At 60.7% G+C, this 16,630-nt stretch carries 14 protein-coding genes; 11 read left to right on the top strand and 3 right to left on the bottom strand.

Features of this window, described 5'->3' with window-relative positions:
- Window positions 1–422: 422 nt before the first annotated feature.
- From FJ977_RS14805 to FJ977_RS14755, 11 genes are all read left to right on the top strand, one after another.
- The gene (locus tag FJ977_RS14805) at window positions 423–1,478 is read left to right on the top strand and encodes an ABC transporter ATP-binding protein (protein ID WP_246683103.1); all 1,056 of its coding nucleotides are present in this window, start codon (window positions 423–425) and stop codon (window positions 1,476–1,478) included.
- Between the two features lie 29 nt (window positions 1,479–1,507).
- The gene (locus FJ977_RS14800; RefSeq protein WP_140772454.1) at window positions 1,508–2,557 is read left to right on the top strand and encodes an ABC transporter substrate-binding protein; all 1,050 of its coding nucleotides are present in this window, start codon (window positions 1,508–1,510) and stop codon (window positions 2,555–2,557) included.
- Window positions 2,558–2,576: 19 nt separating this feature from the next.
- Complete coding sequence (locus FJ977_RS14795; RefSeq protein ID WP_140772452.1) at window positions 2,577–3,881, top strand: ABC transporter permease; 1,305 nt, start codon at window positions 2,577–2,579, stop codon at window positions 3,879–3,881.
- A gap of 2 nt (window positions 3,882–3,883) precedes the next feature.
- Complete coding sequence (locus FJ977_RS14790) at window positions 3,884–4,684, top strand: ABC transporter permease (protein ID WP_140772450.1); 801 nt, start codon at window positions 3,884–3,886, stop codon at window positions 4,682–4,684.
- A 4-nt stretch (window positions 4,685–4,688) separates the two neighbouring features.
- Complete coding sequence (locus FJ977_RS14785; protein WP_140772817.1) at window positions 4,689–6,044, top strand: FAD-binding oxidoreductase; 1,356 nt, start codon at window positions 4,689–4,691, stop codon at window positions 6,042–6,044.
- A 12-nt stretch (window positions 6,045–6,056) separates the two neighbouring features.
- A complete protein-coding gene (locus tag FJ977_RS14780; RefSeq protein WP_140772448.1) occupies window positions 6,057–6,863 on the top strand; it encodes an IclR family transcriptional regulator in 807 nt (268 codons plus the stop codon).
- A 259-nt stretch (window positions 6,864–7,122) separates the two neighbouring features.
- A complete protein-coding gene (locus FJ977_RS14775; RefSeq protein WP_140772446.1) occupies window positions 7,123–8,613 on the top strand; it encodes an aldehyde dehydrogenase in 1,491 nt (496 codons plus the stop codon).
- A 68-nt stretch (window positions 8,614–8,681) separates the two neighbouring features.
- Entirely contained in the window at window positions 8,682–10,727 is a 2,046-nt protein-coding gene (locus tag FJ977_RS14770) for an FAD-dependent oxidoreductase (protein ID WP_140772444.1), read from the top strand.
- Between the two features lie 21 nt (window positions 10,728–10,748).
- On the top strand, window positions 10,749–12,059 hold the full coding sequence (locus FJ977_RS14765; RefSeq protein WP_140772443.1) for an aspartate aminotransferase family protein: 1,311 nt from the start codon (window positions 10,749–10,751) through the stop codon (window positions 12,057–12,059).
- A 42-nt stretch (window positions 12,060–12,101) separates the two neighbouring features.
- Window positions 12,102–12,488, top strand: a complete 387-nt coding sequence (locus FJ977_RS14760; RefSeq protein WP_140772441.1) for a RidA family protein — start codon at window positions 12,102–12,104, stop codon at window positions 12,486–12,488.
- Between the two features lie 10 nt (window positions 12,489–12,498).
- Window positions 12,499–13,374, top strand: a complete 876-nt coding sequence (locus FJ977_RS14755) for a 3-keto-5-aminohexanoate cleavage protein (protein WP_140772439.1) — start codon at window positions 12,499–12,501, stop codon at window positions 13,372–13,374.
- 175 nt (window positions 13,375–13,549) lie between these two features.
- Here the strand turns inward: FJ977_RS14755 and FJ977_RS14750 are convergent, their stop codons facing one another.
- From FJ977_RS14750 to FJ977_RS14740, 3 genes are all read right to left on the bottom strand, one after another.
- Complete coding sequence (locus tag FJ977_RS14750; protein WP_140772437.1) at window positions 13,550–14,458, bottom strand: SMP-30/gluconolactonase/LRE family protein; 909 nt, start codon at window positions 14,456–14,458, stop codon at window positions 13,550–13,552.
- 237 nt (window positions 14,459–14,695) lie between these two features.
- Window positions 14,696–15,625 (bottom strand): ABC transporter permease, encoded by a 930-nt coding sequence (locus tag FJ977_RS14745; RefSeq protein ID WP_244735329.1) that lies wholly within the window; start codon window positions 15,623–15,625, stop codon window positions 14,696–14,698.
- A gap of 65 nt (window positions 15,626–15,690) precedes the next feature.
- Window positions 15,691–16,596 carry an ABC transporter permease gene (locus FJ977_RS14740; RefSeq protein WP_181179833.1) on the bottom strand — a complete coding sequence of 302 codons (906 nt, stop codon included), beginning with the start codon at window positions 16,594–16,596 and terminating at the stop codon, window positions 15,691–15,693.
- Between the last annotated feature and the right edge of the window lie 34 nt (window positions 16,597–16,630).

Here is a 16,630-nt window from a genome sequence, read left to right as displayed (position 1 = left end):
TCTAGATGTTTGATCCCGGGCTGGGCATCGCCTCCGCGTACGCGCCCGTCTCGCATTCCCATCTCGCTGAAATGGCGGCTGTGGCCGGCGACAGTGCTTTCTAGCCGTGCCGGCCGGTGAAGTCGGCGGGATCAGTTTAGCCGACTTCCCAATCGCGGCGCTCGCCCCAAACCCTTTTTGCCGACTATTGGAAGCGGAGCATGAATGCGCCCGCCCTCGTTCCTGTCACTGGCTTTCTGCTCGGCGTGCTCGGTTATGGGCTTCTTCCATAGGGCAACACTCCCGATTCAAAATCTGCGCCCTGGGGATTGACGCGGGTCAGTCTGAATGCTCTTATTCTCGATATTCAATAATAAGTCTCGATAAACGAGAAAAATGGGATAAGCGCTTTTACGATGGTTCAGCCTCCGATGCATGTCGGCATGACCGGCATATCCAAGACCTACGACGGCCACAATTTCGTCGTGCGCGATCTCGACCTCGACATCGCGAAAGGTGAGTTTCTGACGCTTCTTGGACCTTCGGGTTCGGGGAAGACGACGACACTCATGATGCTCGCCGGTTTCGAATACCCGTCAGGCGGGCAAATCACGCTCGACGGGCGGCCGATCCAGGACATGCCGCCGGAAAGGCGGAACATCGGCATGGTGTTTCAGAACTACGCCCTCTTCCCGCATATGACGGTCGCTGAGAACGTTGGTTATTCATTGAGGGTGCGAGGCTTTTCCAAGGAGCAGATCGCCACGCGCGTCGGCGGAGCGCTGGCGATGGTCCAACTTTCGAACCTTGCACAACGCAAGCCCACGGCCTTGTCGGGTGGCCAGCAACAACGGGTCGCGCTTGCTCGAGCGCTTGTCTTCGAACCCAGCCTGGTGCTGATGGATGAACCGCTCGGCGCCCTGGACAAGAAGCTGCGCGAGGACCTGCAGCTCGAAATCCGTCGGATCGCCGACCGGCTTGACCTGACAGTCGTCTATGTGACGCACGATCAGCACGAAGCGCTGACGATGTCCGACAGGATCGCCATTTTCAACGACGGCCGCATCCAGCAAATCGGTTCAGCACAGGATATCTATGGCCGTCCCGCCAACCGCTTCGTAGCCGAGTTCGTTGGCGACAATAACTGCCTCGATGCGAAAATCGTCTCGATCGAAGGCGATTTGGCACGCGCAAGGCTGGCCGGCGGTCAAGAAATCTGGGCACGCAGCAGCGCGCACGCAAAGGTTGATCAAGGGGCAACGATCGCCATCAGGCCCGAGAGCGTCCGCATCTCCGGGCAGGACCGCGGCGGAACGCTCAGCGGGCAGGTCAGCGACATCATCTATTGCGGCGACCAGTTCCGGATCCACGTCGAACTGCCGAGCGGGGAACGGTTGATTGCGAAGAGTTCATCATCGGTCGGAATCCAGATGGAGATGGGCAGCCCTGTCCGTCTCGACTGGGAGCCCCACGATGCCTGGGCGCTTGACGGCAGATAACACAACTGAAAATCCAGAGAGGACATCACATGTTGGGAGTGCGTTCGTTCAAACAGTCATGCCTTGTCGGGCTTGTCCTGACCGCGGCGAGTTTTCCAGCCCTGGCAGACGGCCTGACCGTCGTTTCCTGGGGTGGGGCCCTGCAGGAGGCACAGACAAAGGCTTTCCTCGATCCCTACGCGAAGGCCAAGAACATCACCGTGACCCAGGATACCTGGAGCGGCGAACTGGCCAAGCTGCGTGCCATGGTCGATAGCGGCAATGTCGCCTGGGACGTTATCGACGTCGATCCGCAAACGGGGGCGACCGCTTGCGACCAGGGACTGCTTGAGAAGATTGGTGACGACGCGGCCTTCAAGTCCGCGGGCCTCGTGGAGGGCGCCCTCACCGACTGCGCGGTGGGAACGAGCGTCTACGCCACGATCCTGGCGTTCCAGAAACAGGCATTCCCGAACGCGCCCACCAAATTGACCGACATTTTCGACACGACGACTTTCCCGGGCAAACGCGGCTTCCGCAAGAGCCCGGTGGACACGCTCGAACTCGCCTTGCTCGCGGATGGTGTGGCGGCGTCTGACATCTATGCGACCCTGGCGACGCCCGCCGGCGTTGATCGAGCCTTCAAGAAGCTCGACACAATCAAGAAGGACATCGTCTGGTGGGAGGCCGGCGCGCAGCCGCCGCAACTTCTCAAATCCGGCGAAGTGAAGATGGCGCTGGCCTGGAACGGCCGCATTGCCGATGCCAACGCCAAGGAAAACGCCGATCTCGGGGTCGCCTGGACCAATCAGATCCGCGGCTTCGACATGTGGGTCATCCCCTCCGGTTCAAAGAATCTCGCAGCCGCCAAGGAGTTCGTGGCCTTCAGCGTCAAGCCGGACGTCAACGCCGCACTGAGCAACTACATCGCCTACGGACCAACGGTAAAGGCAGCCAGCGATCTCATAGCAAAGGACGTGCTGCCGAACCTGCCGTCCGCCCCTCAGAACAGCGAGGGCGCGCTGGCCCAGGACGGAGCATTCTGGGCCAAGAACGGGGACGCGCTGAACGCGCGCTTCTCCAGTTGGATTTCCCAGTAGGCCGGGCGGGAGTTGTTGGATGACACTGCCATACGGCGACGTGGGCTTGGTAATGACGCAGCATGATGCCCCGACGGGAGACATCGCGTCATCGACGGCTGGTGTCGTCGTTCGGTCCTCGATCAGGAGCGACAACAACAGGAGGGCGGCTCGGGCTGCCCTTCCGGCGGCGCCGCTCCTGATCTTCCTGCTTCTGTTCCTGGTGATCCCCATAGGGTCTGTTGTTCATACGGCGATATCGGACGGAGAAATCGCCAAGGCACTGCCACTGACAACGCAGACACTTCAGTCCTGGGAAGGAGATGAGCTTCCAGCCGCTGCCATCTTCATGACGCTCGGACAGGAACTGGAAGCCGCGGGACATGTCGGATCCGTGCGCCCGCTCGCCCGTCGGCTGGGGTACGAATTGACTGGTGGGGCGAGTGCCATCCTCAGTGCTCAGCGGGCGCTTTCCGAGGATTTCGATCGCACCGATCCGAAGGCCTGGAAAGCCCAATTGATCAGGGCAGACGCGGCGTGGGGACAAAGTGGCGTCTGGAGCATCATCAAGCAACATGACAGTCACTACAGCGCCTTCTATTTGTGCTGGGCGACCGGCTTTGCCGTGAAGATCGAAGCCGATGGCAGCCTGTCTCAGGAAACGAGCTATGACTTCCGGTCGATCTATCTGAGGACGATCCTGATCAGCCTTGTCGTCACGAGCCTCACGATCGTGATCGGATACCCGGTTGCGTATGTCATCGCCAATGCCAGCGGGCGAACCGCGGCGATCCTCCTGTTCTTCATTCTCCTCCCGTTCTGGACCTCGCTCCTCGTGCGGACAATGTCGTGGATAGTCTTCCTCCAGACCAATGGCGTTCTCAACAATGCGCTGGCCGGAACGGGACTGACATCCGAGCCGCTGCCCCTTCTTTATACGCGCATGGCGACAATCATCGCGATGATCCAGATCCAGTTGCCGTTTACGGTGCTGCCCATGATCAGCGTGATGCGTGCGATTCCAGCGAACCATGTAAAGGCCGCCCGCAGCCTCGGTGCAGGTCCTCTTCTGGCACATGCGACGATTTTTCTGCCGCAGGCGGTTCCGGGTATTGCCGCTGGCGGACTTCTCACCTTCGTGCTGTGCCTTGGCTTCTATCTGACACCGGCATTGGTGGGGGGACCGTCAGATCAGATGGTGAGCTTCTTCATTGCAAGGTTTACCAATGAGGATCTGAATTGGGGGCTCGCTTCGGCACTTAGTGTCGTACTCATCCTTGGAGCGGGCATTGTGGCGCTCCCCCTCGCGCGCCAGATCGCACGTCACTCATCGGATCGGATCTGACCATGGGCCGCCGCGTCTACACCGAGTTTCCCGCCTACATTCGCATACCGCTTTACGGATTTGTTGGGATCGCTATTCTCCTGCTGGTGCTGCCGCTGGCAGTCGCCCTCCCGATTTCGTTCAATGCCGATCCTTGGTTCACCTACCCATTCCGTGCGGTGTCTCTTCGCTGGTTCGAACAGCTGTTTTCCTCGCCCCTGTGGACCGGGGCAATGATCAACAGCCTGGTGATTGCGATTTCGACCACCGTCGTTGCCACGACGCTGGGCACGCTCGCGGCAATCGGCCTCGTCAATCCACGGTTTCCTTTCCGGACGGCCGTGATGGCGCTTGCCATCTCGCCCATGATCGTTCCCGTCGTCGTGCTGGGTCTCGGCCTGTTCATTTTCTTTTCGCCGCTCGGCCTCAACTATTCCTATGCTGGCGTCGTCATTGCCCACACCATTCTTGCATCGCCCTTCGTTGTCATCACGGTCACGGCGACACTGACGCGCTTCGACTTCAACCTGATGCGGGCCGCGGCGGGTCTGGGCGCCGGCCGTGTGACGGCATTTCGAACGGTGATGCTTCCAATCATCGCGCCAGGCGTGGCCGCGGGGGCGGTCTTCGCCTTTGCCTCGTCATTCGACGAAGTGGTGATGGTCCTGTTCATTGCCGGACCTCAGCAGCGCACGCTTCCAAAACAGATGTTCACGGGACTGCGTGAGCAACTCGATCCCACGATCCTCGCCGCGGCCGCGGTGATGATCATACTGACGAGTTGCCTGATGGCCGTAACCTACAACGCCAACAAGAATAGGTAACGTGATGCTGCACATCATGTCGCAAGAGACCGGGACGATCGGGGCGCAAGCCGGATTGTTCGCCGACGATTATCTTGAGGAGCCTTATTGGTGGTCGGCGGCGCCGCTGCCCTCCGTCAGCGAGAACATGGAACCGGCCAGGCTTGACGGCAGGGCAGACGTCGTCGTTGTTGGCGGCGGCATTACGGGCCTGGTCGCCGCGCTGCATCTGGCGCGCGAGGGTCGTGACGTTGCCGTTCTCGATGCGCAGAGGATCGGCGAGGGCGCCGCACGTCGCAATGCCGGTTTCGTTGGCCGCACGCTGAAGCGGTCCGTTGAATGGCTGACGGCAAAGTCCGGGCGCGACCACGCGGTGCGGGTCTATCGCGAGCTTGATGCAGCTCTCCGTGGCGTCCAGGCCTTCGTCGACCGCGAACGGATCGAATGCCACTACCAAACCTGCGGCCGCTTCATTGCCGCCAATTCGAACGCCCATTTTCGAGCGTTGGTCGCAGATCTCGAACAGACCCGACAGGCCGTCGGCTTTGACTATTCCGTGGTCGAGAAGCACGAAGTTCGATCGGAGATCGCCTCTGACGGCTACCATGGCGGCGCGGTCATTCCAGATCTCGGTTCGATTCATCCCGGGCTTTATCACGCCGGCCTTGTCCGCAAGGCGCTCGATGCCGGCGTCAGGCTATACCCCCTCACGAATGTCGTGGGCGTCGATCATGATGCGCGCGGGAAGACTGTTCGAACGTCGAGAGGCGACATTGCCGCCCGCCATGTCATTATCGCCACCAATGGCTATACCAGCCGCGACCTGAAATGGCTTGCAAGGCGGGTCATTCCATTCCGCGGCTTTCTGATTGCAACCGAGCTGCTGCCGCCGGAAACGATCGACAGGGTCATACCGCACCGCCGCACCTATCTCGATACCAAGATGAACATCGATTTCCTGCGCCCGGCACCCGATTCGAGCCGCCTTCTCTTCGGCGGCATGACCGGTACGGCGAGCCCGACGGCGACGCCTCTCGCCGGAGCGCTCCGCGATCGCCTGGTGAGAATTCTGCCTGATCTCAAGGGTGTCCGGCTCAGTCGTGCCTGGACCGGGCACTGCGCTGGAACTTTCGATTTCATGCCCCATATCGGCTTGAACAACGGTGTCCATTTCGCGCTCGGTTACAACTTCGCCGGCATCCCCCTGGGAACACATTTCGGGGAGAAACTTGCAGCCAGAATTCTTGAACGAGGAGACCCGTCGTCCGTCTTCGACGTCGAAAAATTCCCCACGGCCCCGTTCTATGGCGGCTCTCCGTGGTTCGTGCCCTTGGCTATGCGCTATTTCGACTGGCATGATGATCGAATCGCAAAGGGCTAGAGCGCGGACATCATGGACAAGAGCACATCGAGTAAGACGGCGACGGAAAAGCCGTTGGAACGCTATGTCCGTATTCTCGAGATCGTAGCCGGCTTTCCAGACGGCATTTCGGGAACGACCGTCGGCGAGATGCTCGATTTGCCGAAAGCCTCGGCCTACAGGCTGATGAAGAGTCTGGCCGATGTTGAGTTGATCGAGCAAAGCGGCCCAAAGACGGCCACCTTCAAGCTCGGACGACGGCTGGAAAGGCTGCTCTTTTCTGGCGTCAGCGACGAATGGCTCAAGGTCGTCGCGCGGCCCACCCTCCAGGACCTATCCGAGCAGACGGGGCAAGCCTGCTTCATCGCGCGACTTTCCGGCAACAGCGTCCGCAGCGTGGACATGGTCTCGCCTGGCAATCTGGTCAGGGCCTACATCGTTCCAGGGCTTGAAATCCCTGCCCATGCCGGCGCCTCCGCCAAAGCGATCCTCGCCTTTCAGGACTCTGACTTTATCGCTTCCGTGCTTGACAGGCCATTGAAGCGGTTCACCGCAGCCACAAAAATCGACTTCGCCCAGCTTCTGGACGAGTTGGAAACCGTTCGCAAAACCGGCGTGGCATATTGCATCGGGGAGGATGTGGATGGATTTGCCGGGATCGCCGCCCCGATCAGGATCGAGGGCCAGCGTACGCTGCACAGCCTCTGCGTGACGGGAACGATCCATGGAATCCTGGAAGCCAATCGAGACCTTAACGTCTCGCTCATCAAGCGACTCGCGGAGAAACTTTCCAAGATACTTGAAAAGCAATTCCAGCTTACCGTGAAATCCAGCACTTGAACGGAAAGTAATAGCTCCATTTCGAAAGCGCATGGAAATACCCATGGCGCTCGATTCAGTATTTATATTACCGATAGACGCTCGTTGATTCGAGGCTTTCGGTCCCGTCCTGGTTTTTTTCTAAACAGGACTCTTCTAGCGTATTCTTTTCAAGCGCGAAATCGACGTCTATGTCGATTTTATATTGACACGAAACGCGCCCTCAGCCTATTTTCTCGTAAATTGATTTATTGTATCGATTATCGAGAAAGGCAATTCAATGACTGCGATCGACTGGCGGCTGGCCGCCTCCAACCTCACCCTGCGCGGACAATCATTCATAGACGGCAGGTTCGTCGACGCTGTGTCCGGTGGCGTGTTCGGCGCGATCAATCCCGCCAACGGGACAACGCTGACCCAGGTCGCGTCCTGCGACGCGACGGATGTCGACTTGGCGGTACGTTCCGCGCGGAGGGCTTTCGACTCTGGTTCCTGGTCGCGGCGTTCGCCGAGCGAGCGCAAGAAAGTGCTGCAGCGGTTCGCCGAGCTGATGCATCAACACGGTGATGAACTGGCCTTGCTTGAGACCCTGAGCATGGGCAAGCCGATCTCCGATGCGCGGTCCATCGACGTCCCGGGATCGGCCAATACGATCGCCTGGTACGCCGAGGCGATCGACAAGATCTACGACGAGATCGCGCCGACCGGCAGCGGCGCACTGGGCATGATCACGCGCGAGCCCGTAGGCGTTGTGGCAGCGGTCGTTCCATGGAATTTTCCATTGCTGATGGCATGCTGGAAACTTGGACCGGCACTTGCGGCGGGCAATTCAGTCATCCTCAAGCCAGCCGAGCAGTCGCCGCTTTCCGCCATTCGGCTCGCGGAGCTCGCGGCGGAAGCCGGCATTCCGGATGGCGTTTTCAACGTGATTACCGGCCTTGGCGAGACCGCGGGCAAGGCGCTTGGCTTGCACATGGATGTCGATGCGGTGACGTTCACCGGCTCGACTGAAGTCGGCAAGCTCTTCATGAGCTATTCTGCCCAGTCGAACATGAAGCGCATCGCGCTCGAATGCGGCGGCAAGACCCCGCATATCGTCATGGCCGATTGTGGCAACCTCGATGAAGCCGCGACGGCGGCGGCCTATGGCATCTTTTTCAACCAGGGTGAAGTCTGCAACGCCGGCTCGCGCCTGCTGGTCGACGCCAAGATCAAGGATGTGTTCCTGGAGAAGGTTATCGCCGTCGGGAAAACGCTTACCGTTGGCGATCCGCTTGATGCCGCCACGAAGCTTGGCGCCATGGTCAGCCAGGACCAGATGGACCGTGTGCTCGACTACATCGACATCGGTGCCAGGGAAGGCGCCGAGCTCAAGTCCGGCGGCAAGCGTGTCCTCGGCGAGACCGGCGGCTATTACATCGAACCGACCGTCTTCGACAATGTCAGCAACAAGATGAGGATTGCGCAGGAGGAGATCTTCGGTCCCGTCCTTGCCACAATCTCCTTCTCCGGAGCTGAGGAAGCAGTCGCGCTCGCCAACGACACGATCTATGGCCTTGCCGCCGCGGTGTGGACCGACAACATCGACGTCGCGCTGTCCACCGCCCGCCGGCTAAGAGCGGGTTCGGTCTGGGTCAACAATTTCGACGAGAGCAACATTACGATGCCCTTCGGCGGCTACAAGCAGTCGGGCTTCGGACGGGACAAATCGCTGCATGCGATCGACAAATACACCGAGCTTAAGGCAACCTGGATCAAGATCCGCGCCTAGAGCCGGATCATTCCCCTGACCAAGCACGTCTCCTCGCCCTATGATGCGAGGTACAGAAAGAGCCACGCATGCGGGATCCACGCTTCGATATCCTGTTCGAGCCGGTACAGATCGGACCTGTTGTCGCCCGCAACCGATTCTACCAGACGCCTCACTGCAACGGCATGGGCAATTTGCGACCGCAAGCCCATGCCGCGATGCGCGGTATCAAGGCCGAAGGCGGATGGGCGGTGGTCAACACCGAGCATTGCTCGGTTCATCCCTCTGGCGACCTCATGCCGGAGGTTCTGCAGATGCTGTGGGATGATGGCGACATTCCACCGCTCGCCTTGATGGTCGAAGCGGTCCACGAGCACGGCTCGCTCGCCGGCGTCCAACTCGCCTATCCCGCCTACTACAACGCCAATCGCATGACCCGCGAGGTGCCGCTCGGTCCGATGGACCGACCCGTCAGCGGACACCATCCGGTCCAGGTTCGCGCCATGGACAAGTCCGACATCAAGGCGCTGCTGGGTTGGTGGAAGGCCGCGGCGCAGCGTGCGCGCAAGGCCGGCTTCGACATCCTCAATGTCGACGGCAATTTTTCCACCATCGCCTTCCAATTCATCTCGCCCCGCAATCAACGAACCGACGAATATGGCGGCTCGCTGAAGAACCGGGTCCGCCTGCTGAAGGAGTTGATCGAGGCGACGCGAGAGGGCGGCGGCGATGCCTGCGCTGTCAGCGTGCGCCTGATCATTGATGAGCTGTTTGGCCCCGAGGGACTTCGTGTCGCGGAGGAAGGGATCGAGGCGATCAGCCTGCTCGCCGAACTGCCGGACCTGTGGGATCTCGTGGTGGGAACCTGGGCGGACGATTCACCGACCTCGCGCTTCGCATCGGAGAACGACCATGAGCCGTTCATGACCGGGATCAAGGGCGTCACCACCAGGCCGGTCGTGGGTGTAGGGCGCTTCACTTCACCTGACACGATGGCGAGCCTGATCCGTCGCGGCGTGCTTGACATGATTGGCGCCGCGCGCCCGTCGATCGCGGATCCCTTCCTGCCGAAGAAGATCGAGGAGGGTCGCTACGAGGACATCCGCGAGTGCATCGGCTGCAATATCTGCGTGTCGAGCCACTTTGCCATGACGAACCTGCGCTGCACGCAGAATCCGACGATGGGCGAGGAATGGCGGCGCGGCTGGCACCCCGAACGAATTTCCGCCAAATCAAGCGATGCGACCGTGCTCGTGGTCGGCGGTGGACCGGCGGGCCTCGAATGCGCCCGGGCCCTCGGGCAGCGCGGCTACCAGGTAACCCTGGCCGAGCGGCGGAGCCGTCTCGGCGGCCGCGTGACTCTTGAAGGCGAACTGCCGGGCCTGCGTGAATGGCTGAGGGTTCGAGACTGGCGCATCACGCAGATCGACAAGCTCCCGAATGTCGGGGTCTATCTCGAAAGCGATCTCGGATTGGCCGAAATTCTCGAATTCGACGCCGACGAGGTCGTGCTGGCGACGGGGTCGCAATGGCGCGCCGATGGCGTCGGACGCGCGGCCTTCAAGCCGATTGCGCTGTCGGCCAGCCTGCCCGTATTCACACCCGACGACATCATGCGCGGCAATCTCCCGTCGGGCCGTGTCATCGTCTATGACGACGACCACTACTACATGGGCGCCGTGATCGCCGAAAAGCTGGCGCTTGCCGGCAACGACGTTACATTGCTCACGCCGGCGGCCGACATCTCCTCCTTCACCATCAACACGCTTGAAAACATCCGCACGGCCAAGCGGCTCCATGAGCGCGGCGTCGGGATGGTTACGCATATGGCGCTGGCCGGCACCCGAGACAACCTGGCCCTCTTCGTCGATGCGCGAACCGGGGCCACGGCGCACAAGGAGGCCGACGCCCTTGTCCTCGTCACGGCTCGGCTGCCGCGCAACGAACTGTTTGAAGCACTGACCGCGCGTCTTGATCAGGGCAATGCAGGTCGCCTGCGCCGCGTCTCGCGCATCGGGGATTGCGAAGCGCCCGCTGCCATTTATGCCGCCGTATACTCAGGCCACCGTTTTGCTCGAGAATTCGAGAGCGGCAACCCGACGTTGCGTCGCGAGCGGATCAACCTTGCCACTTAGAACCAAGCGATGAGTGTTCTCATGTCAGCACCAGCGACACCGAATTCCGAAAAGCTCTATGCCCGCGCCCGCGAGGTCATGCCTGGCGGAAACACCCGTACGACTGTCTATCGAAAACCACATCAGATCTATGCCTGGCGCGGCGATGGGTGCCGGATCACCGATGTCGATTGCCACGTCCGGATCGACGCCTTGGGAAACTTCACCTCTCTGATCCATGGCTATGGTAACCGCCAGATCCTCGAGGCGGCCACACGGCAACTCGAAGCCGGCACGTGTTTCGGCATGCCCACCGAGAGCGAGATCCGGCTGTCGGAAATACTGTGCGACCGTCTGTCGTCCGTCGAGCGGCTTCGCTACACAAATTCCGGCACGGAAGCGGTGATGAATGCGATCAAGGCCGCGCGCGCCTATACCGGCAGGCCGAAGATTGCAAAATGCGAGGGCGCCTACCACGGGACCTATGACCCGGCCGAGACAAGTCAGGACGCCAGTCCCGCTACCTGGGGCGATATCGACAGGCCGGGATCCGTGCCGACCGCCAAAGGGACACCCCAGGGGGTGCTCGACGATGTCATCGTCATTCCCTTCAACAACACCCCGGTCGCCGAGGCCATTCTGCGCGCCAGCGGCAACAGCCTTGCCGCCGTGCTCGTCGATGTCATGCCCAACCGCGCCGGTCTCGTCCCGGCAAAGCCCGAATACCTGGCGATGCTGCGCCGCGTCACGCGCGAACTCGGAGCCTTGCTGATCCTCGACGAGGTCATCACGTTTCGCCTTGGCTACAATGGCGCACAAGGCCGTTTCGACATCGACCCGGACCTTACCACGCTCGGCAAGATTATCGGCGGCGGCTTTGCGATCGGCGCCATCGGCGGCCGTGCGGAGGTGATGTCGGTGTTCGATCCGAGCAAGGGCCAGCCCGCGGTGCCGCATGGCGGCACCTTCAGCGCCAATCCAATGTCGATGTCGGCCGGGATAGCCGCTCTTGAAGAATTGACGCCCCCTGTGTTCGAGAAGCTCGAGGCGCTCGGCGATCGCTTCGATCAGGGTGTTCGCGCCTGTTTCGCCCGGCATGGGATCAAGGGACAGGTGACAGGACTGGGCTCGCTGCGCCGTGTCCACCTGACGGACGCGCCGTTGAGCGACTATCGCTCCACATTCGCCGCGGCCGATGGCGGCGCGCGGGTTGCGGCTCTCGCCAAGGCATTGTTCGACCAGGGCGTGATCATTGCAGGCAATGGGCTGATGGCGTTCTCCACCGTCATGGAAGACGCGGATATCGACGAAATAGTGCGGGCCTTCGACCGAGCGTTGCCGGCATTCGCATGACGATCAGCGGCAAGCAAACCTCCGGACACCAAGGAGCAGCGTATGAAAAGGCAAAAGGTCGACGTGACCAACAACTGGGGAGCGGCTATCGGCTATTCCCGGGCCGTCCGCGCCGGAAACACCATTGTCGTATCGGGCACCTCTGCCTCTGGACCCAACGGCACACTTCACCCCGGTGATGCGGAAAGGCAAACCATCGAGGTCCTGGACCGCATCGGCGCGGCGCTACGCCAACTCGACGCCTCGATCGAGGATGTCGTCGAGACGCGTATCTTCCTGCGCGACATGAAGGATTGGGAAGCCGTCGGCAGGGCCCACGGCGCCGTCTTTGGCGACATTCGACCGGCAACGACCATGGTTCAGGCGGGGGCGCTCATCGACGACGGCCTGCTCGTCGAGATCGCCGCCACGGCTATCCTTGCAAGCTGAAAGAAATCATATGTCCAGGGACACCATCATTACCTGCGCCGTGACCGGCAGCCTCACGCGGCTGGAAGACAATGAAAATTTGCCGGTCACGCCGGAACAGATCGCGGACTCGGCACTCGATGCGGTCGATGCGGGCGCGGCAATCCTGCATCTTCATGTCCGCCATCCCGACGGTCGACCGTCGATGGAACTCGATCATTATCGCGAACTCGTTCGCCTGATCCGCGCCAAGAACACGGAGGTGATCCTGAACATCACCACCGGACCTGGCGGCCGGTTCCAGCCCGGCGAGGAAGATCCCAAGATCGCCGGACCCCGGACGAATTTCGTTACAGCCGAGCGCCGCGTCGAGCACATCCGCGATCTGCGGCCCGACATCTGCACCCTGGATCTCAACACGATGACGTTCGGCAGCGAGGTCGTCATTAACACCCCGCCCAACGTCAAGAAGATGGCTGAGATCATCTACGACTGTGGGGTCCGGCCGGAGTTCGAGCTTTTCGACAGCGGAGATATCAATCTACTCAACGACTTTCTCGCAAGCGGCGTGTTTCGCGGCCCGCCGCTCGTAAGCCTTGTGCTTGGTGTGAAATACGGCTTCGCGACGACGCCGGAGACAATGATGTTCGCCCGCAACATGTTGCCACGGGATGCTATCTGGACAGGCTTCGGCATCGGCCGCGCAGCTTACCCGATGCTCATGCAATCCCACCTGCTCGGCGGGCATGTGCGGATAGGCATGGAGGACACGATCCGGATGTCGCGGACTGAACTGGTGAAGAGCAATGCCGAGTTGGTCGAGAAAGCGAAATGGCTCCTGGAAGGGCTCGGCGCCACGATTGCCAGCCCGGCGTCAGCACGATCTCAGCTTGCTTTGAAGGCCTAGAAGTTCTGCAGGATGTCATCTATCGGCAGGCGATGGTGGACCGGATAGCCAATTGCACAATCCACCGTTTCCTTGCCGGCCGTGGTGGCCGACGGAGAAACATCATGGGACTTTCACACTACGATCTTGGTCACGTCATCGGCGATGCATCCGGGCAGCATGGAAATTTCCTTGCTCAGCAGAAATGCAACCCGGCCGTGTTGAGATAGACGGCATAAAGCGAACTGTCGGCAGTGATGAACAGGCGATTTCGATGAGGTCCGCCAAAGCACACGTTGGCGACAGTCTCCGGGACAAGAATCTTGCCAAGAAGCGTACCGTCCGACGCAAAGCAATGAACGCCATCGCCAGCCGACACCCATAAATTGCCGTCAACATCGATACGAAACCCGTCAGGGATGCCGGGATCGATCTCGGCAAAGACGCTGCCACCTGAAAGGCGGCCGTTTTCGTTCACATCGAAGCGGCGGATATGGTGCGGCTTGTCCCAGCCATGGGAACGGCCGCTGTCGGCGACGTAGAGATGTGTCTCGTCCGGGGAAAAGGCAAGGCCGTTCGGCTTGTCGAAGTCGCCGGCAACCACCGATAGCGCACCTGACTTGGGGTCAAGGCGGTAGACGTTCCAGGCTCCGATCTCGCTGGGTGCCTTGTAGCCCTCATAATTGCTCAGGATGCCGTAGGGCGGATCGGTAAACCAGACAGTATCGTCAGATCTGACCACCACATCGTTGGGCGAATTGAGACGCTTTCCCTCGAATCGATCGGCCAGGACGGTGATGCTGCCATCATATTCGGTACGCGTGACGCGCCGTTCCCCATGTTCGCAGCTGACGAGGCGTCCCTGCCGATCGCGCGTATTGCCGTTGGAAAAATTCGACGGATAGCGGAAAGTGGAAACATCACCCGTTACTTCATCCCACTTCAGCATCCTGTTGTTGGGAATGTCGCTGAAGAGCAGAAAGCGCCCATCGGCGAAATACACGGGCCCTTCGGCCCAGCGCGTTCCGGCGTGAAGTTTTTCGAGTTTGCACAACGGGATGATGAAATCGTGGAAGCGACGATCAAGAACCTCGTAGTATGTCATCTTCAGGTGCCTTGCTTGCTGGGTTGCCTTGCCGATCAGCCGGTTCCTTCGGGCTTGCACATGGCCCGACAGAGCGTTTCAACGTCGCGCAAACGCCTGCGCAGCTCGCGCTCGGCCCCGTCGGCATTATGGGCAATGAAAGCCTGATAGCCGCGACCGGCGCATCCCCTCGCAGCGCTGAGCGCCTCGGGGTGCTGGAGAGATGCATGACGCCTCATTGACAGGTCCGCCAACAGCTCAGATGTCCTTGTTCTTGCCAGTGAGACCGTGAATCAGCAGCATGACCAGGATGATCGCGCCGAAGATCATCTCGCGCGCGGCAGCGGGCATCTGCATCACCGAAAGGATCGACGACAGAAGCGTGATGAAGATCGCGCCGGCGAAGGTGCCGACATAGTTCCCCCGACCGCCTTGAATGGAGGTTCCCCCGACCACCACAGCCGAGATGACCGGCATGAGATAGGGGTCTCCCATGCCCTGATAGGCCTGGTTGGTGTAGCCCAGCAGCAGGATAGCGCCGAAACTGGAAAACGCTCCGGCAAGAACAAAGGTTGCTACTGTCACCAGGCGGACCCGCGCCCCGGCAAGGAACACCGCACGTCGCGAATTGCCCAGTGCATAGAGGTAGTTGCCATAGACGGTACGCCGGAGCACCCAGACCGTGATCACGGCCACTCCCAGCCAAACGAGAAAGGCGTTGGGGATGCCGAAGGTCCGTCCGATCGCCGCCTGTGTCGCCAGCCAGGGGACCTCACCGTTGGGACGGCTGTTGCCGGTATAGAAAACCGTGGCGCCAAGCAGCATGGCGTTCACCGCCAGCGTCCAGACCATCGCGGGTACGCGAAAGATCGCGACACCGATGGCGTTCAAGAGCCCAATAACCATGCCAAAGCAGAGGCCTAGCGGAATTGCCAGGCTGGCGATCACGGGATTGGAACTGCCAGTGGCCGAGATGACAACAATCGCCGTGCCTGTGATCGTCCAGGGCACCGAAAGGTCGATCTCGCCAAGCAGGATCACAAGCATGGCACCGGTGGCGATGATACCAAGAAAGGCGGCGATCTGAAGCTGTTGCAGAATGTAGCTGGGCTTCAGGAAGCCGGGATACAATAGCGAACCACCCAAGAGCAGGGCGACGCAGCCCAGCCCAATCAGCAGGACGGACACATGGTCCCGGCTTAACCAGCGGCGGGATTTGTGGGGCGCAGCGCGTCGTGCGGTTGCATCAGTCATCAGCGGTACAACTCAAGCCGGCTGCGCACCCGGAAGACGCCGAGCGCGCCCAGTGCAATTGCAGTTGCGAGGATCAATCCCTCGAAGAAGGGCTGCGCCAATGGTGGCAGCCCGGAGAAGAACATCAGCGACGAGATTGTCTTGAGGATCAAAGCGCCGATAACGGCGCCGATGGGATTGCCGACGCCACCGCTCAGCGCCACTCCGCCCAACACGATGGCGCCGATCGAATTCAGCGTGTAGGACGGCGCGATATTGGGATCGCCAGTAAGCGTGACCATGCTGACATAGATGCCGGCAAGGGCCGCGATGAAGCCGCTGCTGCCGTAGGCGATGAGCTTGAGCCGGTTTACGCGAAGGCCGGTCATGTAAGCCGACTGTTCAGACGATCCGACAGCATAGAGGCCGAGGCCGAGGGCCGACCGGCGCAGAAAGACCATCAGTGCGACAAGAACGACGACAAGAATCATCGCCGAGACCGGAACGTCCGCCACTGCATAGGTGAGCGCGTCCGACATCGTCTCATCGATGCTGCCTCCGGGCGTAGGCCGCAAAAGCAGAGCGATGCCGCCGAAGATGCCACCCGTCGCAAGGGTGGCGACGATTGGCTGCACCCGGCCATAGACAACCGCGATCCCGTTCACCAGCCCGCAGGCCACCCCGACGGCCAGCACTGCAACCATCCCAAGGGCGATCGAGGTCGGAGATCCGTTTAGAAGGAACGACGCCACCACGTTGGTCAGTGCGATAATAGATCCTACCGACAGGTCGATTCCCTTGACCAGAACCACAAAGAACTGAGCGATCGCGGCAAGCCCAAGCAGTGCCCCCTGGTTCGACCAGATTGTAACAACATAGGTTGAAAAGCCGCGCGGATGGACGGCCATGTAGCCGGCGAAAAGCACGACCAGCGCGAGCGCGGCAATCGCTTCCTTGGCA

It is taken from the genome of Mesorhizobium sp. B2-1-3A (assembly GCF_006442655.1).
Classification (GTDB): domain Bacteria; phylum Pseudomonadota; class Alphaproteobacteria; order Rhizobiales; family Rhizobiaceae; genus Mesorhizobium.
The sequence above is the reverse complement of the archived record's forward strand: the minus strand, read 5'-3'. Positions and strand labels throughout refer to the sequence as shown.